The sequence below is a fragment of the Streptomyces sp. CA-278952 genome (assembly GCF_028747205.1).
Taxonomy (GTDB): Bacteria; Actinomycetota; Actinomycetes; order Streptomycetales; family Streptomycetaceae; genus Streptomyces.
On record NZ_CP112880.1, the window covers coordinates 5776208 to 5798462 of the forward strand.

The 22255-nt window shown below is 71.3% G+C and carries 16 protein-coding genes and 2 pseudogenes; 6 read left to right on the forward strand and 12 right to left on the reverse strand.

Translation table 11 applies throughout. The features are described from left to right. Together xdhB and N7925_RS25865 are read right to left on the reverse strand one after the other, a co-directional pair. A complete protein-coding gene (gene xdhB / locus N7925_RS25860) occupies positions 1–2418 on the reverse strand; it encodes a xanthine dehydrogenase molybdopterin binding subunit (protein WP_274345306.1) in 2418 nt (805 codons plus the stop codon). Beyond that, complete coding sequence (locus N7925_RS25865; protein WP_274345307.1) at positions 2415–3878, reverse strand: xanthine dehydrogenase small subunit; 1464 nt, start codon at positions 3876–3878, stop codon at positions 2415–2417. The genes xdhB and N7925_RS25865 overlap by 4 nt, the downstream gene beginning before the upstream one ends. 750 nt (positions 3879–4628) lie before the next feature. On the opposite strand from N7925_RS25865, the gene N7925_RS25870 reads away from it, so the two are divergent. Genes N7925_RS25870 through N7925_RS25880 form a run of 3 tightly spaced genes read left to right on the forward strand, consistent with a single transcriptional unit; the run spans position 4629 to position 8280 of the window. Beyond that, positions 4629–6098, forward strand: coding sequence for a uracil-xanthine permease family protein (locus N7925_RS25870; RefSeq protein ID WP_274345308.1), 1470 nt, complete (start codon positions 4629–4631; stop codon positions 6096–6098). Next, a complete protein-coding gene (locus tag N7925_RS25875) occupies positions 6095–7573 on the forward strand; it encodes an amidohydrolase family protein (protein ID WP_274345309.1) in 1479 nt (492 codons plus the stop codon). Before N7925_RS25870 ends, N7925_RS25875 begins: the two co-directional genes overlap by 4 nt. Then, on the forward strand, positions 7570–8280 hold the full coding sequence (locus N7925_RS25880; protein ID WP_265601819.1) for a sulfite exporter TauE/SafE family protein: 711 nt from the start codon (positions 7570–7572) through the stop codon (positions 8278–8280). The genes N7925_RS25875 and N7925_RS25880 overlap by 4 nt, the downstream gene beginning before the upstream one ends. Here N7925_RS25880 and N7925_RS25885 read toward each other — a convergent pair. Both N7925_RS25885 and N7925_RS25890 read right to left on the reverse strand, forming a co-directional pair. Beyond that, on the reverse strand, positions 8264–9307 hold the full coding sequence (locus N7925_RS25885) for a LacI family DNA-binding transcriptional regulator (RefSeq protein ID WP_274345310.1): 1044 nt from the start codon (positions 9305–9307) through the stop codon (positions 8264–8266). The two genes, N7925_RS25880 and N7925_RS25885, sit on opposite strands and share 17 nt — an antisense overlap. A 191-nt stretch (positions 9308–9498) precedes the next feature. Next, positions 9499–10239 (reverse strand): SDR family NAD(P)-dependent oxidoreductase, encoded by a 741-nt coding sequence (locus N7925_RS25890; protein ID WP_265601821.1) that lies wholly within the window; start codon positions 10237–10239, stop codon positions 9499–9501. A 100-nt stretch (positions 10240–10339) separates the two neighbouring features. Here N7925_RS25890 and N7925_RS25895 point away from each other — a divergent pair, with 100 nt between their 5' ends. Next, a complete protein-coding gene (locus N7925_RS25895; RefSeq protein ID WP_265601822.1) occupies positions 10340–10960 on the forward strand; it encodes a TetR/AcrR family transcriptional regulator in 621 nt (206 codons plus the stop codon). A gap of 51 nt (positions 10961–11011) precedes the next feature. Here N7925_RS25895 and N7925_RS25900 read toward each other — a convergent pair whose 3' ends face one another. The 6 genes and pseudogenes from N7925_RS25900 to N7925_RS25925 all read right to left on the reverse strand — a co-directional run bounded on the left by N7925_RS25900 (position 11012) and on the right by N7925_RS25925 (position 16091). Then, positions 11012–11572: a hypothetical protein gene (locus N7925_RS25900; RefSeq protein WP_274345311.1), complete on the reverse strand. Its 561-nt coding sequence runs from the start codon at positions 11570–11572 to the stop codon at positions 11012–11014. A 190-nt stretch (positions 11573–11762) separates the two neighbouring features. After that, the gene (locus tag N7925_RS25905; RefSeq protein ID WP_265601824.1) at positions 11763–12323 is read right to left on the reverse strand and encodes a hypothetical protein; all 561 of its coding nucleotides are present in this window, start codon (positions 12321–12323) and stop codon (positions 11763–11765) included. 62 nt (positions 12324–12385) lie between these two features. Further along, positions 12386–14688: pseudogene (locus N7925_RS25910) on the reverse strand (hypothetical protein). A gap of 37 nt (positions 14689–14725) precedes the next feature. Then, positions 14726–15222 (reverse strand): annotated as a pseudogene (locus N7925_RS25915) (hypothetical protein). Between the two features lie 175 nt (positions 15223–15397). After that, positions 15398–15988, reverse strand: coding sequence for a GNAT family N-acetyltransferase (locus N7925_RS25920; protein ID WP_322784842.1), 591 nt, complete (start codon positions 15986–15988; stop codon positions 15398–15400). Further along, positions 15939–16091 carry a hypothetical protein gene (locus N7925_RS25925; protein ID WP_265601825.1) on the reverse strand — a complete coding sequence of 51 codons (153 nt, stop codon included), beginning with the start codon at positions 16089–16091 and terminating at the stop codon, positions 15939–15941. The genes N7925_RS25920 and N7925_RS25925 overlap by 50 nt, the downstream gene beginning before the upstream one ends. A gap of 402 nt (positions 16092–16493) precedes the next feature. Between N7925_RS25925 and N7925_RS25930 the strand changes: the two genes are divergently transcribed. After that, a complete protein-coding gene (locus tag N7925_RS25930; RefSeq protein ID WP_265601826.1) occupies positions 16494–17729 on the forward strand; it encodes an RNA-guided endonuclease InsQ/TnpB family protein in 1236 nt (411 codons plus the stop codon). A gap of 114 nt (positions 17730–17843) precedes the next feature. Beyond that, the gene (locus N7925_RS25935; RefSeq protein ID WP_274345312.1) at positions 17844–19109 is read left to right on the forward strand and encodes an MFS transporter; all 1266 of its coding nucleotides are present in this window, start codon (positions 17844–17846) and stop codon (positions 19107–19109) included. A gap of 126 nt (positions 19110–19235) precedes the next feature. Here N7925_RS25935 and N7925_RS25940 read toward each other — a convergent pair whose 3' ends face one another. Then, positions 19236–20585 carry a carboxyl transferase domain-containing protein gene (locus N7925_RS25940; RefSeq protein ID WP_274345313.1) on the reverse strand — a complete coding sequence of 450 codons (1350 nt, stop codon included), beginning with the start codon at positions 20583–20585 and terminating at the stop codon, positions 19236–19238. Next, a complete protein-coding gene (locus N7925_RS25945; protein ID WP_274345314.1) occupies positions 20575–22155 on the reverse strand; it encodes an acyl-CoA synthetase in 1581 nt (526 codons plus the stop codon). The genes N7925_RS25940 and N7925_RS25945 overlap by 11 nt, the downstream gene beginning before the upstream one ends. Positions 22156–22255: the final 100 nt, after the last annotated feature.

The following is a 22255-nucleotide window of genomic DNA, read 5'->3' on the forward strand; positions in this document are numbered from 1 at the left end:
TCAGGCACCGCTCAGCGCTGCCGCCCCGGTCGGCGTCCCGGCCCCGGTGGTGGACCCGTCGCCGTGGTGACCGGTCGGGGAGGGGGCGGCCCGACGGCTCGCCTCGATCGCCCAGTACACCGCCTCCGGTGTGGCGGGCGAGGCGAGTTCCACGCTCACTCCGGCGGGCCCGAACGCCGCAGCGGCCTGCCGCAGGGCCTCCCGTACCGAGAACGCCAGCATCAGCGGAGGCTCACCCACGGCCTTGGACCCGTAGACCGCGCCCTCCTCGGTAGCGTTCTCCAGCAGCCGTACGTGGAACTCCTCCGGCATCTCCGAGAAGCTGGGCAGCTTGTACGTACTCGCCGCCTGGGTCAGCAGCCGACCGCGGCCCGGCCCGTCACCGGTGTCCCAGCGCAGGTCCTCCAGCGTCAGCCAGCCCGCGCCCTGCACGAAACCGCCCTCGACCTGGCCGATGTCGATCATCGGGGAGAGGCTGTCGCCGACGTCGTGCACGATGTCCACCCGCCGGACGCGGTACGCGCCGGTGAACCCGTCCACCTCCACCTCGGCCGCGGCGGCACCGTAGGAGAAGTACTTGAACGGTGAGCCCCGGAACGCCTTCGCATCCCAGTGCAGCCCCTCGGTCCGGTAGAAGCCCGACGCCGACAGCTGCACGCGCTGGAGGTACGCGGTACGCACCAGGTCGTCCCAGGCCAGCTCCGCCCCGCTGCCGAGGGCACGCGCGACGCCCTCGACGATGCGCACGTCGGAGGCGTTCGTCCCCAGTCGGCCACCGGCCACCTGGAGCAGCCGGTCGCGGATCTGCTCGCAGGCGTTCTTCACCGCCGCGCCGTTGAGGTCCGCCCCCGCGCTGGCCGCGGTGGCGGAGGTGTTGGGCACCTTGTCGGTCCGCGTCGGGGCGAGGCGCACCTTGTGCAGCGGGATGCCCAGCGTCGTCGCGGCCACCTGGAGCATCTTCGTGTGCAGGCCCTGACCCATCTCGGTGCCACCGTGGTTGATGAGGACCGAGCCGTCCTTGTAGACCAGGACCAGTGCACCGCCCTGGTTGAAGGCGGTGAGGTTGAACGAGATGCCGAACTTGACCCCGGTGATCGCGAGTCCCCGCTTGGTGTTCGGGTGCGCGGCGTTGTACGCCGCGATCTCCCGCCGCCGGTCGGCGAGACGGCCGTCGGCGCGTACCTGCTGCCAGACGGTGGAGATACGTTCGGCGTGCGTGACCGGCTGCCCGTACGGCGTCGTCTGCCCCTGCCCCGGCCGGTAGAAGTTGCGCTCCCGCAGCTCCATCGGGTCCAGGCCGAGCAGCGGCGCGCACCTGCCCATGATGTCCTCGATCACCAGCATGCCCTGGGGTCCGCCGAAGCCGCGGAAGGCGGTGTTGGAGACCTTGTTGGTCCTGGCGATACGGCCCGCGACCCGGGCGTTGGGGATCCAGTAGGTGTTGTCGATGTGGCACAGCGCACGGGCGACCACCGGCTCGGACAAGTCCAGGCTCCAGCCGCCGTCCGCGGTCAGGGTGGCGTCCAGGGCCTGGATACGGCCTTCGGCGTCGAAGCCGATCCTCCACTCCGCGTGGAACCCGTGGCGCTTGCCGGACATCGTCAGGTCCTGGGTGCGGTCGAGCCGGACCCGGACCGGCCGGCCGGTCAGCCGGGCGCCGAGAGCGGCGACGGCCGCGAAGCCGTGCGGCTGCATCTCCTTGCCGCCGAAGCCGCCGCCCATCCGCAGGCACTGCACGGTCACCTCGTGACTGTGCAGGCCGAGCACGTGCGCGACGATCTCCTGGGTCTCGGAGGGGTGTTGGGTGCTGCTCTGGATGAACAGCTGCCCGCTCTCGTCGACCAGGGCCAGCGCCGCGTGCGTCTCCAGATAGAAGTGTTCCTGGTCGGAGAAGTGGAACTCGCCCGAGAACACGTGCGCGGAGTCGGCGAAGCCGGCGTCGACGTCGCCGGTGAGCATCACGGGCCGGGCGCCGTGGAAGCTGCCGGCCGCGATCGCCTCCCGCAGCGCGATCAGGGAGGGCTGTTCGTCGAGGTCGACCTCGACGGCCGCCGCCCCGAGCCGGGCCGCCTCCAGCGTCTCGCCGAGCACCCAGGCGACCGCGTGACCGTGGAACATCACCGTGTCGGGGAACAGCGGTTCGTCGTGCTTCATGCCCGCGTCGTTGACGCCGGGGACGTCGGCGGCGGTCAGCACGCGGACCACACCGGGCACGGCGAGCGCGGGACCGGTGTCCAGCCGGCTGATCCTGCCGTGGGCCTTCATGACCTGGACCGGGTAGGCGTGCAGTACGTCCTTGGTGCGATGGACCAGGTCGTCGGTGTAGAGCGCGGAGCCGGTGACGTGCTGGGCGGCACTCTCGTGCGGCATCGACACGCCGACGACCGGCCTCTCGGGGCGCTGGGACAGCTGGCTCATGAGGAAACCGCCTCGGTGGTCTGCGCGTACAGCTTCAGCAGGCTCTGGCCCAGCATCGCGGAGCGGTAGGCGGCGCTGGCGCGCTGGTCGCTCATCGGCGTGCCCTCCGCCCGCAGCACCCGCGCCGCGGCCTCGACGGTCTCCGCCGTCCACGGCCTGCCCTCCAGGGACTGCTCGGTGGTCAGGGCGCGGATCGGGGTGGCGGCGACTCCGCCCAGACCGATGCGGGCCTTGCGGACGATCCCGTCCTCGACGTCGAGCGCGAAGGCGACCGCCACGCTGGAGATGTCGTCGAAGCGCCGCTTGGCGATCTTGTGGAAGGCCGCGACCGGAGAAAGCGGCAGCGGGACGCGTACGGCGCGGATCAGCTCGCCGGGACGGCGCACGCTCTGCCGGTAGCCGGTGAAGTACTCCGCGAGGGGAACCTGTCGTTCTCCGTCGGCGTCGGCGAGCACCACCGACGCCTCCAGTGCGAGCAGCACCGGCGGGCTGTCCCCGATGGGGGAGCCGGTCCCCAGATTGCCGCCCAGCGTCGCGCCGTTGCGGATGAGCCGCGACGCGAACTGGGGGAACAGCTGCGCCAGCAGCGGGACTTGGCCGTCGAGGCGGCGTTCGATCTCGGTGAGCGTCAGCGCCGCACCGATCTCGATGGCGTCGGGCCCGACGCGCAGCTCCCGCAGTTCGGGCAGCCGGTCGACGGCGATCACGCAACCAGCCCTGCGGGCGCGGATGTTCACCTCGACGCCCCAGTCGGTGGAGCCGGCGACCACCACCGCGTCCGGCCGCTCGCGCAGTAGCCGCAGGGTCTCGCCCAGGGTGTCCCTCCGCAGGAACGCGCTGCCGTCCCGGACGTACTCGGTGGCGACGGGCGGGGGCGGCGACTGCGCACGACGCTGTGCCAGGGGGTCCTCGTCGGTGGGCGCGCCGACGGCGAACGCGGCATCGCGGATCGGACGGTATCCGGTGCAGCGGCACAGGTTTCCGCTCAGCGCGTGCAGATCGAAGCCGTTCGGACCGTGCTCGGGGTCGGTTCCCTCGGCCGGGTCCACGTGGGCGCAGCGGTCGGGCCGGTAGTACTCGGCGGCCATGCTGCACACGAACCCCGGTGTGCAGTAGCCGCATTGGGAGCCGCCACGGACCGCCATCTCCTCCTGCACCGGGTGCAGCGTGCCCGGCGGGCCGGCCGCGCCGACGGTGGCGAGCCCCTCGGAGGTGACCACTTCCTGTCCGTCGAGTGCCGCGGCCGGGAGCAGGCAGGCGTTGACCGCCACCCAGTCGGTGGGCTCGTTCGTTCCGGGACGGGCGACCAGGATCGCGCAGGCGCCGCACTCGCCCTCGGCGCAGCCCTCCTTGGTGCCGGTGAGGCCACGTTCGCGCAGAAAGTCCAGCACCGTGGTGTGGGGCGCGGCCGGTGAGATCGGTGCTTCGGTCCCGTTGACCGTGATGCGTGGCGCCGTCATGACAGGCCTTCGTTCCGTTGCGCGGCGGGTCGGTTCATCAACTTCGTCAATGTCGGACAGCTCTCTTGGATCAGTCGCGCCACGGGAGAGGAGCGGGCGCGAAACGGCGCATTACAGCGAGGCGCCGCGAAAGAAGTGACGGAGAAGAGGGGAAAGCGGCGAGGCGGGACAGCCGCAAGGTGCCACGGAAGGGCACAGGGGAAGGGGGGCGCGCTCAGCAGCCGTGCGCGATGCGCCCCGGAACCCAGGCGGTGCACTCGGCGAGGCGACCGAGGTCGGAGTAGGTGAACATCAGCTGGTCGCCTCCTTTCGAGAACCGAGGGCCGAGGGCCGGGGGCCGAGAACCGTGGGCCGTGGGCCGTGGGCTGAGAGCCGTGGGCCGTGGGTCGGCGTTCACGGCAAAGTAGTTGCTGCCGTCAGGGAGGTCAAGAGGCCCGCCCCGGCGCAGCACCTCGCGTGAGCGCCCCCAGGATCGAGCATCAGGCGTCTCTGACCCTGAACTCTGGATCCCGGTCACGTGGTGTTCCTCGTCCTCATCACCGTGCCCGGCGGAATGACCTCGCCCGGCGGAATGCCCGTGCCCGGTGGACCCGCTCGTCCGGCCGGCCGTCGTCGCGGCTCTTGACGATGGTCGCGAAGGCTCCCCATACTGACGGCCAAATCGATTTGGCCAAATCGATTTGGCCCTCCGTTCGGGGCTGGATCGCGGCTGATGTCCGAGCGTTCTTCGCGCCCGAATGGAGCTCCAACGTGTCCAGTCATCGCCAGCCCGCACCCGGAGCGGAACAACAACCACCGACGCCGGAGCCGGTCACGCACGACGCCCCGCATCCCCCCGACGCCCCGCATCCCGCCGACGCCCCTCACTCGGCAGACGGGTCGCGCCCCGCCGTGCACCCCGTCGACGAGTCGCGCCCCCTGGGGCGGATCATCCTCTTCGGGATTCAGCACGTCCTCGTCATGGCCGCCACCCCCATCTCGGCCATCTTCCTGATGAGCGCCACCCTCCGCCTCGACGCCGGCCTGACCATCAACCTGCTCTCCGCGGCGTTCGTGCTCTCCGGCGTCGGGTCGCTGATCCAGTCGCTGGGGCCGTGGAAGTTCGGCCCCCGGCTGCCGTTCGTGATGCTGCCCGGCGGCGCGCCCCTCATCCTGTTCATCGCCATCGCCGAGCAGCACGGTCTGCGCACCGCCACCGGCGCGGTCATTCTCACCGCGGCCTTCTACTTCGTCGTCCTGCCGGTCTTCTCGCGGCTGCTCAGGTTCTTCCCGGCCCTGGTCATCGGCACCATGATCGTCATCGTCGGGGTCAACCTGGTGAAGGTCGGCGCGGTCCTCGTCACCGGCCGGCCCGGCGAGCCCGGATTCGCGAACACGACGAACCTCGCGCTCGGCATGGCGACGATCGGATTCACCGTTGTCTTCTACCTGCTGTTCACCGGCATCCTGCGGCAACTCGCGGTCATGCTCGGACTGGTCGCCGGCACGGTGCTGGCCGGGTTCCTCGGCCGCATCGACCTCGGTGGCGCAGCCGATGGCGGGCTGGTCAGCGTGCCGGAGCTGATGCCGTTCGGCTCGCCCCAGTTCAGCCTGATCGCCGCGCTGCCGCTGATGCTCTACAGCCTGGCCTCCATGGCGGAGGCCACCGGCCAGACGGTGATCAACGCCGAGGCCGTCGGCAAGGAGATCGACACCCGCACCGACGTCCCCAAGACCGTCCGCGGTGACGCGCTGACCTCGCTCTTCGGCGGGTTCTTCGGGCTGCCGCTGATGGTGACCAGCGGCGAGAACATCGGGATCGTCCGGGTCACCGGCGTCCGCAGCCGCTACGTGACCGCCGCCGCCGGTGTGGTCCTCATCGTCATCGGGTTCCTCGCGCCGGTGACCCGCGCGATCAGTGTCGTCCCGTCCGCCGTGGTCGGCGGCACGGCGATGGTCGTCTTCGCGGTGATCACCGTGCTCGGCGTGCAGATGCTCGGCCGCTCCGACCTCGACCAGCACACCTCCACGTTCATCTGCGCCGTCGCCCTGGCGCTGGGTCTGCTGCCGATCCTCATCCCCGGCGTGTACGCCGGCTTCCCGCCGAACGTCCGCATCCTCCTCGAAAGCGGCGTCGCCGTCGGCGCGTTCGTCGCCGCCGTACTCAACATCCTGTTCCACCACGTCAGGCCGCGCGTTGCCGCCCGGCTGACCACCTCACGCACGGAAAGCGACCGATGACCCAGCTCACCCGCGACCACCTCGACTCCGCCGGCCCGCTCCTCCTCGTACCCGATGCCGTGCTGCTGCCGGAAGGTCCCGTCGCCGGCCACGCGGTCGTCGTCGCCGACGGCTCCTTCCGTGCCGTCGGTCCCGCCGGGGAACTGGCGCGTACGCACCCGCACCTCGACGCCGTCACGCTCCCCGGCCATCTCCTGATGCCCGGCTTCGTCGACGCCCACCACCATCTGACCCAGAGCTTCGGCTCCGCGCTCGCCTTCGGTGAGCCGTCGGAGATCTTCCGCAGGGTCTGGGTCCCGCTGGAGGGGGCGCTGGACGAGGAATCGGCCTATGCCGCGGCCAAACTGGCGGCGTTGGAGGCCCTGCGCGGCGGCTTCACCACCGTCACCGACGCCGGTACGCGTGCCGATGTGGACGTCGACATCGTCGCGTCGGCCGCTCGTGACGCCGGAATCCGCTGCGTACTCGGCCTCGTGTGCAACGACGTCACCGGCGAGGCCGCGACCGCCGCCGAGGACGCCGCGACCACCGCCGCCGTCCTCGAAAACGCCGAGAAGCACCTCGCCCGGTACGACGGCGATCCGCTGATCCACGCCTCCCTCGCCGTCTCGATCCCCGAGGCGGCCACCTCGACGACCCTCCACCGCACCGCACGTCTCGCGGCGGAGGCCGGCGCGGTCGTGCAGATCCACGTCAACGAGCATCTGGCCGGTGTCGAACGCTCTCTCGTACGGCACGGGCTGCGCCCGCTCGAACACCTGCACAGGATCGGTGCGCTCGGCCCTCAACTGCTCGCCGCCCACGCCACCCTGCTCACCCCCCGCGAACTGACCCTGCTCGCCGACACCGGGACCGCCGTCAGCTACAACCCGGTGGCCAGCGCCTGGAAGGGCAACGCCGTCGCCCCCGCAACCGCGATGGCCGAGCGCGGCATCCGCTTCGGACTCGGCACCGACGGCACCCGCGGCGACGGGTTCCGGCTCGCGGAAGCTGCCGAGTTCGCCCAGCGGATCGCCTACGGACTGGCCTCCGGGGACTCGTCGTGCGGCGCCGGCTGGACCTGGCTCGAACACGCCACCGCGGGGGGCGCCGACGCGGTCGGCCTCGGTGCCCGCACCGGTACGGTCGCCGAGGGACTGGCCGCCGACTTCCTCCTCGTCGACCTCACCACCCCCGAGCTCGCGCTCTCCCGGGACGTGCCGTGGGAGCTGGTACGCCGAGGCAACCGCGACCAGATCACCGCCGTGTTCGTCGCCGGTGACCTACGCCTGTGGCGCGGCCTGCCCACCGGCTGGGACGGCCCCGCCTTCGTACGGCACGCGGCCCAACTGGCCCGCACCGCAGTCGAGAAGGCGCCCATCACGCGGGTTCACCCCACGTCCACGGCGGCACGGCAGCAGAGCACCGCAGCCACGGCGGCACGGCAGGGGAGCACCCCAGCCACGGCGGCACAGCAGGGGAGCACCGCACGGTGAGTACGGAAGCACTCGCGGTCCTCGCCGTCACGGTGGCCGTCGCCGCGTTCGTCCAGGGCAGCAGCGGTCTCGGCTTCGCCCTGATCGTCGCGCCCGTGGCCGGGATGCTCGACCCCGGCCTGCTCCCGGTGTTCGTCCTGGCGGCCATGATCCCGCTCAACCTGTACGTCGCCTGGCGCGAACGCGCCTCGATCGACCTGCGCGGCGCGGGCTGGATCACCGGGGCCCGGCTGGCCGCCACGCCCGCCGGGCTCGCGCTGCTCTGGCTGATCCCGGACCGCAGCATCGGCCTGTTCGTCGGCATCGCCACCGTGCTGGCCGCGGTGGTCAGCCTGGCCGCCCCCGCCTTCACCCCCGGTCGGGTCGCCTACCTCGGGGCGGGCGTGGTGACCGGACTCACGGAGACCGCGACCGGCGTCGGCGGGCCACCGCTCGCGCTCGTCTACCAGCACCGGCCGCCCGCGGAACTGCGCTCGACCGTCGCCGCCTGCTTCCTCGTCGGGGAAGTGGCCTCGCTGGGCCTGCTGTTCGCGACCGGGGAGGGCGAGCCCGGGCATCTGGGTCTCGCGGCGGCGCTGCTGCCGGTGATCGCCGTGGGCGCGTGGCTGAGCCGGCTGGTGCACCACCGGCTGGACGCGCGCCGCATGAGGCTGTGCGTACTCGTCTTCGCCCTGGTCTCCGGTCTGGTCCTCATGCTCGGGCTGTGACCCGGAGCGACGAGGCACGCGGAACGACCCGCGGCTCGGGCGCCGTCGCCACCGCGGCGGCGGCGCCATCGCCGCGCAGCCGGCCGAGCAGCAACTCCACCGCGGCTGCTGCCGCACGGTCCAGATGAAGGTCCACGGCGGTCAGCGGCGGCTCGCAGGTGCGCGCACGCAGTCCGTCGTAGCGGGTGACGACCATGACGTCGCCCGGCACGGTCCGTCCGCTGTCCCGGATCGCCCGCACCGCGCCCACCGCGAACGCGTCCACCAGTGCGCAGACCGCGTCGGTGGCGGGGTGCTCGGCCAGCAGGGCGGCACAGCTCTCGTACCCGGCCTGCTCGCCGCCGGCCTCCGGGGCGCTCGCGACGACGGGCTCCCAGCCGTACCGCTCGGCGACCCGCTCGTACGCGGCGAGCGCGTCGACCGACGAGTGGCGTGATCCGGAGCCGACGATCAGCGCGGGCCGCCGGGCACCCTGCTCGCGCAGATGCGCGAACAGCAACTCGGCGACCAGGCCGCCTCGCAGATCGACGTACGGCGACGGGTCGTCCGGCGACACCGGCCGGCCGAGCGCCACATAGGGCAGGCCCCGCTCCCGCAGCTGCGCGGCAGCGGCGTCGTTCACGTCGGGCTCGACGACGATGGCGCCGTCGATGTCGACGGAGTACAGGGCGGACCCCGACTGCACCGGCGGTACGAGCACCAGGGCGTAGCCGTGCAGCAACGCGCTCTCCGCGGCGGCGGCGGCGATCTCCATGTAGAACCCGAGCCGCGACGGCCCACCGGCCACCGCGAACGGCATCGAGGAGGCGAGCGCGATGGCCTTCGCCTCCCCCCGGCGCAGCCGCTGGGCCCGGAGGTTGGGCCGGTAGCCGAGCTCGGCGGCGACCCGCTTGATGCGTTCCCTGGTCCGCGGATCGACCTTGCCGATCCCGTTGAGGGCGTGGGAGACCGTCGTACGCGACACCTCGGCGAGCCGCGCGACATCGGCGATCGTCGGTGGCCGCGAGCCGGGACCGGAGGTTGGCATCGACGGGCACTCCTTGCGGGCTGAGGACGGGGCACCCCATCTTCGCCCACCGGCCTTCTGGAACGGCGTCCGGCAGCGGAACGGCCGACGGGCCGACCCGGACGGTTCCGCCACCGCCACCGCCACTGCCACCGCCACCGCCACCGGCACCGACTCCTGCTCCTCGTCGCCGTCCGGCGGCCCTGGCGGGCTCAGGCGGTGTAGCCTCCGTCGACCGCCAGTGAGGTGCCGGTGATCCACTGGGCGTCCGGGCCGGCGAGGAAGGCCACGGCCTTCGCCGTGTCGGCCCCCTCGCCCAGCACCTTCGCCGCGGTCCTCAGCCGCTCCTCCTCGGCCTCGTCCGTGCCGTCCGGGTTCATGTCGGTGACGGTGGGCCCGGGGTCCACGATGTTCGCGGTGATCCCCTTGGACGCCACGTCGTGGGCCAGGCCCTTGGTGAAGCCGATCAGCGCCGACTTGCTCATGGCGTACAGCGTCACGTCGGGGACCGGCACGCGGTTGGACCAGCAGCTGCCGATGCTGATGACGCGGCCGCCGTGTCCCAGGTGGGGGATGGCCGCCTGGGTGGCAACGAAGACGGCGCGCACGTGGACGGCCAGCGTGCGGTCGATCTCCTCCAGCGTCACGCCCTCGATCGGGCCGTAGGGGAAGACGCCGGCGTTGTTCACCAGGATGTCGAGCCGGCCGAGCTCCGCCGCCGTCTGCTCGACGGACCGGACGACGGCCGCCGGGTCAGCGCTGTCGGCCCGGATGGCCAGGCCCTTGCGTCCGAGCGCCTCGATCGCCTTGACGACCTCCCGGGCCTTGTCGGCCGCGCTCACATACGTCAGGGCGACGTCCGCACCCTCCTCCGCCAGTCGGAGGGCGGTCGCGGCACCGATGCCTCGGCTTCCCCCGGTCACCAGTGCCACCTTGCCCGCAAGCTGAGGCATCCCGCTCCATTCACGCTAAGGTTGATTTCTAGGTCGAACGATCCAGAAATACTAAACAGGCACGATGGCCAAGGGTCAACCCATCCCCGAGGAGGCAGACATGGCCGAACGAGGCCGACCGCGCGCGTTCGACCGGGCCGCGGCGCTGCGGCGCGCGATGGAGACGTTCTGGGAGCTCGGTTACGAGGGCACGAAGCTCACGGACCTGACCGCCGTCATGGGCATCAACTCGGCCAGCCTGTACAACACCTTCGGCTCGAAGGAGCAGTTGTTCCGCGAGGCCGTCGCGCTCTACGACCGCACCGCGGGTTCGGCGACCAACCGCGCGCTGCGCGAGGCGCCGACGGCGCGGGCCGCGGTGGAGGCCATGCTGCGCGGCAACATCGACACCTTCACCGACCCGGAGACGCCGAGCGGCTGCATGATCGTGCTGGCGGCCACGAACTGCTCGCACCAGAACAAGGAAGTCGCCGAGCACCTGGCCCAGTGGCGGCGGGCCTCGGTCGCGGAGCTGGAGAAGCGGCTGGGGCGGGCCGTGGAGGAGGGGGAGTTGGAGCCGGGGGCGGACGTCCGCGCGATCGCCGCCTTCTACGCGACCATCCTGCACGGGCTGTCGATAGAGGCCCGGGACGGCGTGCCCCCGGAACGGCTCCGCTCCACCGTGGACCACGCCGTGGCCCTGTGGGACTCGCTGGTGCGACAGCCGGCCGGACAGCGCTGAGGGGCGCCCGGCCGCATCAGGGCCGGACGCCCCCTTGTGCGCGGGGAGGGGTCACCCGCAGGCGGCTGACCCTTCGACCGCCTTGGTGTAGGCGACGAGCAGTTTCTCGATGGCGTCCGGGTCGTCGACGCCGGTGTCGCGGGTCTCGACCACCGTGTAGAGGTCCTGCTCCGGGTGCTCCGACACCTTGCAGGAGGAAATGGTCTGACCGACGCCGGCTTTCCCGGTGTGGACGAAGCGGAGGTCGTCCGACAACTTTCCGTCGTCCGTGTTGGCGTATGCCTGTGCGACCCCTGCCGCGCTGTCCCTGTCCCCCCACCAGGCCTGGGCGAGGCTCAGGGCCTCCTTGCCGTCCACGGACAGGTTGCAGCGGACCGTTCCGCCGTTCGGCTTCGTGGTGGCCGTGGTGAGGGAGTCGCCGCCGGGCAGTGCGGCCTTCACCAGTGCCGGGTCCACGGTGATCCCGCACAGGGATGGGGGCACGGTGTACGCCTTCTTGGGCGGTTCGTCGCCGGAGCATCCGGCCAGGGTGGAGGCGAGGGCGACGGCGGCCGACAGGGAGACGGCCGTGCCGATGAACCTGTGGCGCCGGAGAGATTCACGGACAGACAACGCGAGAAGCCTTTCGATGTGGGGGCGGGGAAGACACGGCGGGCGACGCCTCCGGGCATGCGGTCAGATGTCCGTCTTCACATGGGAGTTCATCTGCTCGGCGGCTCCCCGGTGCGACAGCCGGCCGGACAGCGCTGAGGGGCGCCCAGCCGCATCAGGGCCGGACGCCCCCCTTGTGCGCCGGGCGGGGTCACCCGCAGGCGGCTGTCCCTTCGACCGCCTTGGTGTAGGCGAGGAGCAGTTTCTCGATGGCGGCCGGGTCGTCGATGCCCGAGTCGCGGGTCTCAACCGCTATGTAGAGGTCCTGCTCCGGCTGCTCCGATACCTTGCAAGAAGGGACGGTCTTGCCTACGCCGGCTTTCCCGGTGTAGACGAAGCGTTCGTCTTCCGACATGGTCCCGTCGTCCGTGTTGGAGTATCCCTGCGAGACCGTTGCCGTGGTCTGCCCCTGAGTCCACCAGGTCTGGGCGAGGCTGAGAGCCTCCTTGCCGTCCACGGACAGGTTGCAGCGGACCGTTCCGCCGTTCGGCTTCGTTGTGGCCATGGTGAGGGACTCGCCGCCGGGCAGTACGGCCTTCACCAGTGCGGGGTCCACGGTGATCCCGCACAGAGAGGTGGGCACGGTGTACGCCTTCTTGGGCGGGTCGTCGCTGGAGCACGCCGACAGGGTGGCAGCGAGGGCGACGGCGGCCGACAGAGAGACGGCCCTGCCGATGAACCGGCGACGCCGAATAGTTCCACTGACAGACAACGTGACAGGCCTTTCGATGTGGGGGCGGGGAAGACGCGCAGGCGCCGTCCCTGGGCATGCGGTCAGATGTCCGTCTTCAAGTGGGGATTCAGCTGCTCGGTGTTCGTACCTGCGGCCCGGAACCCGTCCTGAGTGGACGCTCGCGCCTTCTCGTCGATGCTGTTGTCCATCAGGTCGTCGCGGCCGTGCGCCTTCGCCGCTGCCTCCACGGCCTTCTCGGTGTACTCCGAGTTCTTGTCGACGCCGCTCTCCCACCGCTCGCCCATGACAGGACCGGCGTCGTCCTTGGCCTTCCCCTCGGCGTCCTTGAAGAAGGATTCCAGGACCATGCTGCTCGCCGTCTCCGCCAAGCCGCCGGCCACCGCGCCGCCGACCGGGCTGGCGACGAACGACGTACCCACGCCGATACCCGTACCGATGCCCCCCGAGATGGCGTTCTTCCACTGCGCCACGGACTGCTCGTATTTCTTGTCCTTTTCCTCGGCTTCGCCGGCGACCGCTTCCTGGCGGCCCATGGCCAGCGTCCCGGACACCTCGCCCGAACCGTTGGCGACCTCCAGAACGGCAAACTCGGTGTCCTTCGAGTAGACCTTGTCCGCTGGCAGATCCGGGTTCATGTGGTAGTCCATGAGGTTCGCCATGTACACCTTGTTGGCCACCTCCACGGCCGCGTACCCCTCGGCGTTCTGTCCCACGGTCAGCAACAGGGCGTTCACTTCGCGGTGGTTGAGCGTGGCAGAGCTGCCGGCCACGGGGAACAGCTTGTCTGTTTCCCCGTCCGAGTCGTTCGTCATGGCCCGGTTGATGTCCGGCAGGTACTCCGAGGTGATCTGCCCGATGCTGTCGCCCATGTAGTTGTGTTTGGTGAGCCGTTCGTTGTCGTCCGCGACGGAGGCCACGAGCGACTCGAAGAGCTTGGTCTGCCCCTCGTTGTGGGCCGGAGTGTCCACCGTCGGCAGCTCGCCCGCCGGGTGCCCGGTCGTGGCGGCCTCCAGGGCGAGGGCGAGGGTGTTGCGGCCGGTGTTGTCGTCGTCGCCCTTGAGGAGTTGGCCTCCTGCGGCCACTCCCGCTCCTCGAAGAGGTACTGGAAGTTGGAGAGCGGGATCTTCCCGTTCTTGCCGTTGTCGTCAGTATCGCGCTCGAAGGGAGAGTCCTCCTTGGAGACATACTCCTCGTTGAAGAAGTCGGTCGCCGCGTCCGGGCTGTTGGACAGCCCCTTGAGGTAGCCGGTCAGCGGGTCGTTGCCGCTGTCCTCGCCGATCCGGTTGAGCCACGCGTCCGGGCCCCGGTGCTGCCACGCCATGTTCTCGTGCTCACCGTTGCCGGTGAGCTTGCGTTCCGTCTCCATGAGCTTGGTGCCGTAGCTCGTGAGGAACCGGTCGTCGTAGTCGCCGGTCCGCATCAGGTTGCTCATGACCTGGAAGCCCATGGGGCCGCCGCCGTCCCGGCCGATGGGCTGTTCGCCCAGCTTGATCATGTTGCCCTTCCAGCTCGCCATGTCGGCGGAGTCGCTCTGGGTGGCGGTGGCGAGCGTGAGGCCGAGATTGCGCTGGAGGTCGTCGAGCTTGTCGAGCCGTTCGCGGCCCACATGCGGGTTCACGGCCGGGTCGTTGATGCCCTGCCAGAACTCGAGGGTCTTCTGGGGCCCGAGCTGCGTGGCGAACCGCTCGGCGAACAGCGGGTCGTTCTTGTACTTGTCCAGACCGCCGTTGATCTTGTCGAAGTCGGCGGGTGTGAGGTCCTCAGGGTTCTTCACCGCGATCTTGGCGAGGCTCTCGGCCGCCTGGACGGCCTCGACCGCGGAGTCACGGTCCTTGTAGGAGGCGTCCGAGAAGCCCATCGTGGACTGATTGGCAATCGCGGTCAGTACCTTGCTCGCCGAGGTGTCGCTCTCCGTGGCCTTCTTGAGAATCCCCTGCACTTCGTCGCGCAGCGCGGTGACATCGCTCTGGTCGTGCTCCGCGACGGAGGTGCCCTTCGCCGCTCGGTCCGGGTGGATGTTCATCGTGACGGTGAAACCACCGCCGCCGTTGTCGACGACGGTCAGATTCTTCCGGGCTCCGCGGCTGATGGCCTCCTCGACGTCCTTCTTGTGCTGCCGCAACTCGTCGCGGGTGTCGGTGAGGATCTTGCTGATGGTGTTGGCCTGGGTGTGGGCGTCGGCGAACTCACCGGCGGTCTTGCCGACGAACTCCTTGGTGACCTGGGCGTTCAGGCCGGCCCAGTCGGCCGAGTTGGCGGCCTTGCGCAACCCGTCCTCGGCCTGCTTCTTCAGTTGGGCGAGGTTGCGTACGAGCAGGCCCCAGTCGGAGACGGCTTCGTCGAGCGTCGCGAAATTGCCGAAGCGCAGCGCGTCGAGATCCATGAGTGGTCGATTCTCCCTCTACGTCTTGGTCGCGCTGCTACTTCTTCGGCTCGTACGCCGGGTTCTTCTTCCCCGGCTCGCCGACCCGCTCGTCGAACCCGGCGTCCAGGGCGTCGATGCTGCTCATCTGCCGCTGGATGTAGTGGTCGTCGCCGGCGTGCACCTTCTTGGTGACTTGCATGTGGTTGGCGATATGGGCGCAGGCGTCCATGAGCGACTTCAGCTGCTCGTCCCACCGCTTCGATACGTGCTTGAGCCCGCCGCCCAAAGCGAAGCCCTGGCCGCTCAGGTCGCCGGAGCCGCTTTGTCGCTGCTGGGAACGGCTACCCGGGCCTTGCCCCGCAGCTCGTCGTAGAGGCCGTGTGCCTGGCTGCCGATCTTCACCAGATCGCCGTTGGTCACCTTGAGGTCACCGGTCTGCCCGGGCAGGGCCGCCGAGCCGCCGCCGCCGGGGTCGAGCTGGTTCAGCTGCATCCCGGTGGACTGCCGATGGGCGGCGTCCGCCTTCAGCTGTTCCCACTCGTCCCATGCCATGGAAAACCCTTCCCCCGTGCGTCCGCTGCTTTTCGTCGCGGTTGATGAGCGCCTTTGCTTCAGGCCAAGCTAGCAACTCGACCAGGTGTCCAAGCGGGGCGGAGCTCGATCCTCGGACAGTGGTTGTGACCATCTAGTGGAGACTTCGGGACCGGCGCCGCCCGATGTCCCGGGATCAAGTGGTTGGTCTGCTTTCGCGCTCTGCGGGGCCCGCCGGTACGCCCCGGCGGGCCCCGCAGAGCGGCCCGATGGACTTCAGGCGGCCGGGTGCCGTGCCTCCGGCCGCCCGCCGAGAGGTGCCGCGACGCCCGGCCGCTCGGGCGCGGGCCGCACCCGCGACCGGAGGCAGACGTGGAGGGTGGCCGCCTTGTGGGGCAACCGCACCGTTCTCACCCAGGACATCCAGGCCCGCTCCATCACCCTGCGGCAGGCCAGATTGCGCACGTCGCGCTCGGCGGCGACGCGTTCCGCCTCGGGCGAGCACCGGAACAGCCGTCCGCACCAGGTCCGACACGAACGCCGTGCCCAGCCCGTGCCCGATCAGCGCCCGGTCGACGATCGCCAGGTGAAAGCCCAGGTCGTGCCGGCTCCAGGGCTGGAAGGCGGCGATGTTGGAGTGCAGCGGCCGGTAGACCTCGATATAGGCGAACCGCCTGCCCTCGTACGTGATCAGGAACGGCCCGCCCTCCCGGCTCTCGTGCAGCCGGCGCAGCTCGTCACTCCAGCGCTCCCGGGGGCCAGGCCTGGTGCCAGGTCTCCGCCAGATACTCCTGGCCCATCCAGCGGGACAGCAGGCGGCCTTCCTCGGCGGTGCCGCTGAGCGGACGGGCGGCCCAGGGCGTGGGCAGATCCAGTCGGTCGGCGATCACATATCTCCTCTCTCCTGAACGTGTGCGCGCTCCCTCGGCCTCCGTGCCGACCAGAGTTGATCAAGAAGAAGGGCCCCGTCAAGAATGCGGCTGAATCAGGTGGATAGAGGGGCGGAAAGCCGTTCGTGCGGCGCTTTTCCCCGTGAGGTTCCGGCCGTACCGCGAGGCGATGGCGGGGGCCCGGGGCAGGCGGGTGGTTCCGTGGCGGGCGCGGCTACCGGTTTCATCGGCAGTGCTCCCGGCTTCAGTCGGGAGGTGAAACCGATCTCGCCATTCGGGGTGCGGGGTGCCCCGGAATCGTGCGGAGCCGGAAAGCGCAGAAGGTTACGCGAGTTCACTGGATCGGATGATCGGGCGGGAATTTCTCTTCGGTCGGGGTGCACGTGTTTAGAGTTCGGTGTCATGCAGTTGCGGTACGCCTTCCGGCTCGAACCGACCCCGTTCCAGCAGATGATGCTGGCGCGGACGTTCGGCTGCGCGCGGGTGGTGTTCAACGACGCGCTCGCGCTGCGCCGTGCCGCGTACACGGCCAAGGAGCCGTGGATCGGTGCCGGGGACCTGTCCAAGACCGTGCTCACCCAGGGCAAGAAGCGTGAGGGGCGAACGTGGCTGGGTGAGGTGTCCTCGGTGGTGCTGCAGCAGTCCTTGCGGGATCTCGAGTCCTCCTACCGTGCCTTCTTCGACTCCCGCAGCGGCAAGCGCAAGGGGCCACCGGTCGGTGCGCCCACCTTCAAATCCCGCAAGGACAAAAGGCAGGCGGTGCGCTTCACCGCGAACGCCCGCTGGAAGATCACCGAGACGGGCCGGCTGATCCTGCCGAAGATCGGCCAGATCCGGGTGCGCTGGTCCCGCACGCTGCCTACCGCCCCGTCCACGGTCACCGTGATCAAGGACGCTGCCGGACGGTACTTCGCCTCCTTCGTCGTCGACACCGACCCGGACACCGACGCGCAGCGCTGGCCTGTGGAGGACGCGGCCGGGCGCGAGGTGGGTCTGGACATGGGCCTCACGCACTTCGCAGTCCTGGACAGCGGCGAGAAGATCGCCTCACCGCGGTTCCTGCGCCGCGCGGAGAAGAAACTCAAGAAACTCCAGCGGGAGCATGCCCGTAAGACGAAGGGATCGAAGAACAAGGAGAAATCACGGCGGGCGTTGGCCCGTCAGCATGCCAAGGTCGCCGACGCCCGCCACCACTTCCACCACGAGCTGTCCTCCCGGCTGGTCCGCGAACACCAAGCGGTCCATGTCGAGACGCTCCACGTGAAGGGCATGGCCCGCGGCAGGCTCGCCAAGTCGATCCACGACGCGGCCTGGTCCAGCTTCCTGAACATGCTCGAATACAAAGCAGCCCGGTACGGGCGGGTCTTCCAACGGGTCGGGCGGATGTTCCCCTCCTCCCAGCGCTGCTCGAACCCCGCCTGTCACCGTATCGACGGCCCCAAACCCCTGAGCGTCCGCACCTGGACCTGCCAAGGGTGCGGGACCGTGCACGACAGAGACACCAACGCCGCCGACAACACCCGCCAAGAGGGCAGACGGCTGTACACACTCAAGGTCGCCGAGGGACATCACGGAGACCCAAAACGCCTGCGGAGCGACGGTAAGACCAGGGACCCAGGTCCCGGCACGACGCGTTGAAACAGGAAGCCACGGAATCCCCCACCCACCACCGTGCCGCGAAGTGGCACAGCACCCGGCAAGGGAAGGCCAGAATCCTCAGGCTTCAGCCCGAGGAGCATGTCAACATCGCCTGTGACCGAAACGACCGAACCGCCCGGGCGCCGCGCCCCCATATTCGCCGACCTCACCCCGCTGCGGCTCTCGCCCGACTACCGGCGGCTCTGGTTCGGGAACACCATCTCCTGGATCGGCCAGGGCATGACGTCGCTGGCGGTCGCGCTCCAGGTCTACGACATCACCGGGTCCGCGTTCTCCGTGGGGCTCATCGGGTTCTGCTCACTCGTGCCGCTGGTCGTGTTCGGGCTCTACGGCGGGGCCGTCGCGGACACCGTCGACCGGCGCAAGCTCGGCCTGTTCAGCGCCGCCGGGTCGTTTCTCCTGTCCGTCGTCCTGGTGGCGGCGACGGTCGTCGGCATCGAACGGGTCGGGCTGCTGTACGCGGTCGTCGCCCTGCAGGCCGTCTGCTTCGCCCTCAACGCACCGGCCCGCGCCTCGATGATCGCCCGGCTGCTCCCGGCCGACCAGCTGCCCGCCGCCAACGCGCTGAACTCCATCACCAGCACGACGGGAATGCTCGTCGGGCCGATGCTGGGAGGCCTGATCGTCGGCTGGTGGGGCTACCGTTCCGCGTACACCGTGGATGCCGTCTGTTTCACCGCCTCCCTGTACGCGATGTGGCGGCTGCCCTCGATGCTGCCCGAGCGGCAGGACGGCGGCACGGGCAAGCGGGCCTCCGTCCTGGACGGGCTGCGTTTCCTCGGGACCCGGCCGAATCTGCGGATGACCTTCTTCACCGACCTGTGCGCGATGGTCCTCGCCCACCCCCGCGCCCTCTTCCCGGTCGTCGCCGTCCTCTGGTACGGGGGTGACGCCCGGACCACCGGCATGCTCGTCGCCGCCCCGGCTCTCGGCGCGCTGCTCGGCGGTGTGTTCTCCGGCTGGCTCGGCCGGATCCGGCGGCACGGGCTCGCGATCCTGCTGGCCGTCGGCTCCTGGGGCGTCGCCATCGCCGTCTTCGGGCTCACCCGCAACCTCTGGCTGGGGCTGCTGTTCCTGGCGCTCGCCGGATGCGCGGACACCATCTCCATGGTTTTCCGCAACACGATGCTCCAGGCGGCCGTGCCCGACGAGATGCGCGGCCGGCTCCAGGGCGTCTTCATCGTCGTCGTGGCGGGCGGCCCCCGCCTCGGGGACTTCCTGGCGGGCTCGGTGGCCGACCTCGCCACCCCGGCCGTCGCCGTCACCGGCGGCGGCGTCCTCTGCGTGACCGGCGTGGCCCTGCTCGCGCTGAAGTGGCGCGCCTTCGCCCGCTACGACGCCCACGACCCGCAGCCGTAGCCCAGCCCCGGCCCGGCTCAGCCCCAGCCAGAGCCCCGGCTCAGCCCCTGCCCAGCCCAAGCCCAGGCCCCAGCCAGAGCCCCTGCCCAGCCCCGGCCCGGAGGTCCGGGCGGCGCGCCACCCCGCTCAGCTCACGATCGAGCGGGCGAACCCGAGCTCCAGCAGGTCCTGCGGGCGCAGCCGCAGCTGGTCCGCGGTGGCGCCGGTCTCCGACGGCGGCCGCTTGAGGATGGCGGCGGCCAGTTCCGGGGCGATGACGGAGAAGTAACTGTCCGCCGTGACATGGGTGTTGTCCGGCGCCGCGAGGGCCAGCGCCCCGCCCGAGCCGCCCTCGCCGATCACCAGCGTCGTCACCGGCACCCGGGCCGCCGCGACGGCCGCGAAGGCGTCCGCGATGGCCGCGCCCGCGCCCGCCCGCTCCGCCTCGGCGTCGTTGGCGGCGCCCGGGGTGTCGATGAGGGTGAGGACGGGGACGCCGAGCCGGTCCGCCAGCCGGATGGTCCGGGCCGCCGCGCGGTATCCGGCCGGGCGGGTCGGTGTCCCGCACTGGGCGACGTACGCGACGGGCAGCCCGTCCGCGCGCAGCCCGAAGCCGCACAGCAGCCCCGGGTCCGTACCGCCGCAGCGGTCCCCGTGGAGGGGGAGCCGGACGCCGAAGTAGTCGGCCAGATACGCCTCCGCGCGAGGACGCCGAGGGTCGCGGGCCGCCGCCACCGCCTCCCGTCCGGTCCCCGGAAGGCGGGCCGCCGACAGTGCGCGGGGCAGCGCGGCGGCGGGGAGCGTGCCGTGCGGGCCGAGCGCGCGCAGCCAGTGCGTCAGCGCCCGGGCCAGCTCGCCGGGCGGGACGACCGCGTCCACCTGTCCCGCTGCGAACTGCCCCTCGGCGCTGTACGCGTAAGGATTCGCGTCCGCCGGCCGTACCCGGGACCCGGCGAAGCCGACCTGCGCGCCCGGCAGCGCCAGCACCACATCGGCGCCCGCCCCCACCGTGGCCCAGCCGCCGCCGGTCGTCGGGTCGCGGACCACCGCGATCTGCGGGAGCCCGGCCGCGCGCAGCCGGGTGGAGGCGGCGGCCACCCGCTGGAGCTGGGTGAGCGCGACCATGCCCTCCTGCATCCGGCTGCCGCCGGTGGCGACGAGCGCGAGCAGGGGCAGCCGCCGGGTCAGGGCCAGCTCGTACGCGGCCGCCAGCCGGTCACCCGTCGACCGGCCCAACGAGCCGCCCAGGAAACCGAATTCGAAGGCGAGCAGCACGCACGCGCGGTCGCCGACGACCCCGGTGCCGTACACCACGGACTCTTCCTCGCCGGTCCGGGCCGCGGCCCGCTCCCGCGCCGCGTCGTACCCCGCCCAGCCGAGCGGGCCGTCCGGCGGCAGGGGGTGCGGCGGCGGGCGGTGCTCGGTGAAGCCCGCCGCGCCGGTGAGCAGCGCGATCGTCTCCCGGGCCGTCGCCCGGGCGGGGGAGTCAGCCGGCACGGAGCGACCTCTTCATGATCTTGCCCAGGTCGTTGCGGGGCAGGGCGTCCAGGTAGTGCACGGTGCGCGGGCGCTTGTGCGGGGCCAGCTGGGCCGCCACATGGTCCGCCAACTCTTCGGCGGCGGGCGGGGAGCCGGGGTCGGCCGCGACCACCCAGGCCACGACCCGCTCGCCCAGGTCCGGGTCCTCCTCGCCGGTCACGGCGGCTTCCCGGACCCCAGGGTGCGCGAGCAGCACGTTCTCGATCTCGCCCGCGCCGATCTTGTAGCCGCCGCTCTTGATGAGGTCGGTGGCCTTGCGCCCGACGATCGTGACGTACCCGTCCTCGTCGACCGTGCCGACGTCCCCCGTACGGAACCAGCCGTCCGCCGTGTGTGCGGCGGCGGTGGCGTCGGGCCGGTTGAGGTAGCCGGTGAACAGGTTCGGGCCCCGGACCTGGATCTCGCCGATCGCCCCGGGCTCGCCGAGCACCGTGCCGTCCTCCTCCGCCAGGCGCAGCTCCACCCCGGCGAGCGGCGGGCCCACCGTGCCGGGGCGCGGGGCGCCGTCCGCCCGGATCCCCGTGTTCATCAGGGTCTCCGTCATCCCGTACCGCTCGATCACCCGCCGCCCGGTCGCCGCCGCGATGCGTTCGTGGTCGTGCACGGGCAGCGCCGCCGAGCCGGAGACCAGCAGCCGGGCCCCGGCCAGCGCCCCGGCCAGCGCGTCCCGTCCACCGCCGTCCGCCGGGAATCCGTGTCCGGCCGCGGGCGAGCCGTGACCGTCCGCCGAGGAGCCGTGACCGCTCCCGCCCTCCGGGGAGCCGTGCCCGCCCGCCGGGCCGTCCAGCACCTCCGCCAGCCGGTGGTACATCGTCGGCACCCCGAACAGCATGGTGCCGCCGGAGGCCAGCTCACGAGCCACGCCCTCGGGTGAGAACCTCCCCAGGTGGCGGACCGATCCACCGCGCCGCAGCGGGCCGAGGACGCCCAGGATCAGCCCGTGCACATGGAACAGCGGCAGCGCGTGGACCAGGACGTCGTCGCCGGTCCACCCCCAGGCGTCCTCCAGCGCGTCCAGCGACGCGGCGACGGCCCGCCGGGGCAGGACGGCGCCCTTGGGCGGGCCGGTGGTGCCGGAGGTGTAGACGATCAGCGCAGGGGACGCGGGGTCCTCCTCGGCAGGAAGGGCCCCGTCCGCCGTGTCCTCCGCGAGAGCGCTCGCCGCCCGCGCGTCCACGGTCACGCGCCGCAGCTTCTCCAGCGCGGGCGGCAGCGCGTCGTCCGGTCCCGCGAGTACGGCCGTGGGCGCGCTGTCGGCCAGGATGTGCGCCAACTCGCGTTCTCCCGTACGGGGGTTGAGCGGGACGGCCGGGACTCCGGCCCGCAGTGCCGCCACCACCGCGATCACCGTCTCCGGCGTCGAGGTGGCCCAGACGGCGACCCGTCCCGCGTCCGCGATGCGGGCGGCGAGCGCGTCGGCGGCTCCGGCCAGCCGGCCGTAGCTCAGGGACAGGTCACCGAAGCGGACGGCCTCCCGGGAGGCCGCCGGGCCGGTGGGGGACTGGAGCGCGGGAAGAAGAAGGGTCACGCCGGGCAGCCTAGGCCCTCGCCCGGACCCGGGTGCCGATGAGGGCAGCGTCACCCCGGGTCGGTTTCCGGACGCCCCCTCGGCGTGTACGACGCGGGGA

What these genes read in the sequence shown, in the direction of transcription:
- N7925_RS25930 (WP_265601826.1), top strand. Translation starts at nt 16,494, where the DNA reads ATGCAGTTGCGGTACGCCTTCCGGCTCGAACCGACCCCGTTCCAGCAG.
- N7925_RS25875 (WP_274345309.1), top strand. Translation starts at nt 6,095, where the DNA reads ATGACCCAGCTCACCCGCGACCACCTCGACTCCGCCGGCCCGCTCCTC.
- xdhB (WP_274345306.1), bottom strand. Translation starts at nt 2,418, where the DNA reads ATGAGCCAGCTGTCCCAGCGCCCCGAGAGGCCGGTCGTCGGCGTGTCG.
- N7925_RS25865 (WP_274345307.1), bottom strand. Translation starts at nt 3,878, where the DNA reads ATGACGGCGCCACGCATCACGGTCAACGGGACCGAAGCACCGATCTCA.
- N7925_RS25895 (WP_265601822.1), top strand. Translation starts at nt 10,340, where the DNA reads ATGGCCGAACGAGGCCGACCGCGCGCGTTCGACCGGGCCGCGGCGCTG.
- N7925_RS25885 (WP_274345310.1), bottom strand. Translation starts at nt 9,307, where the DNA reads ATGCCAACCTCCGGTCCCGGCTCGCGGCCACCGACGATCGCCGATGTC.
- N7925_RS25890 (WP_265601821.1), bottom strand. Translation starts at nt 10,239, where the DNA reads ATGCCTCAGCTTGCGGGCAAGGTGGCACTGGTGACCGGGGGAAGCCGA.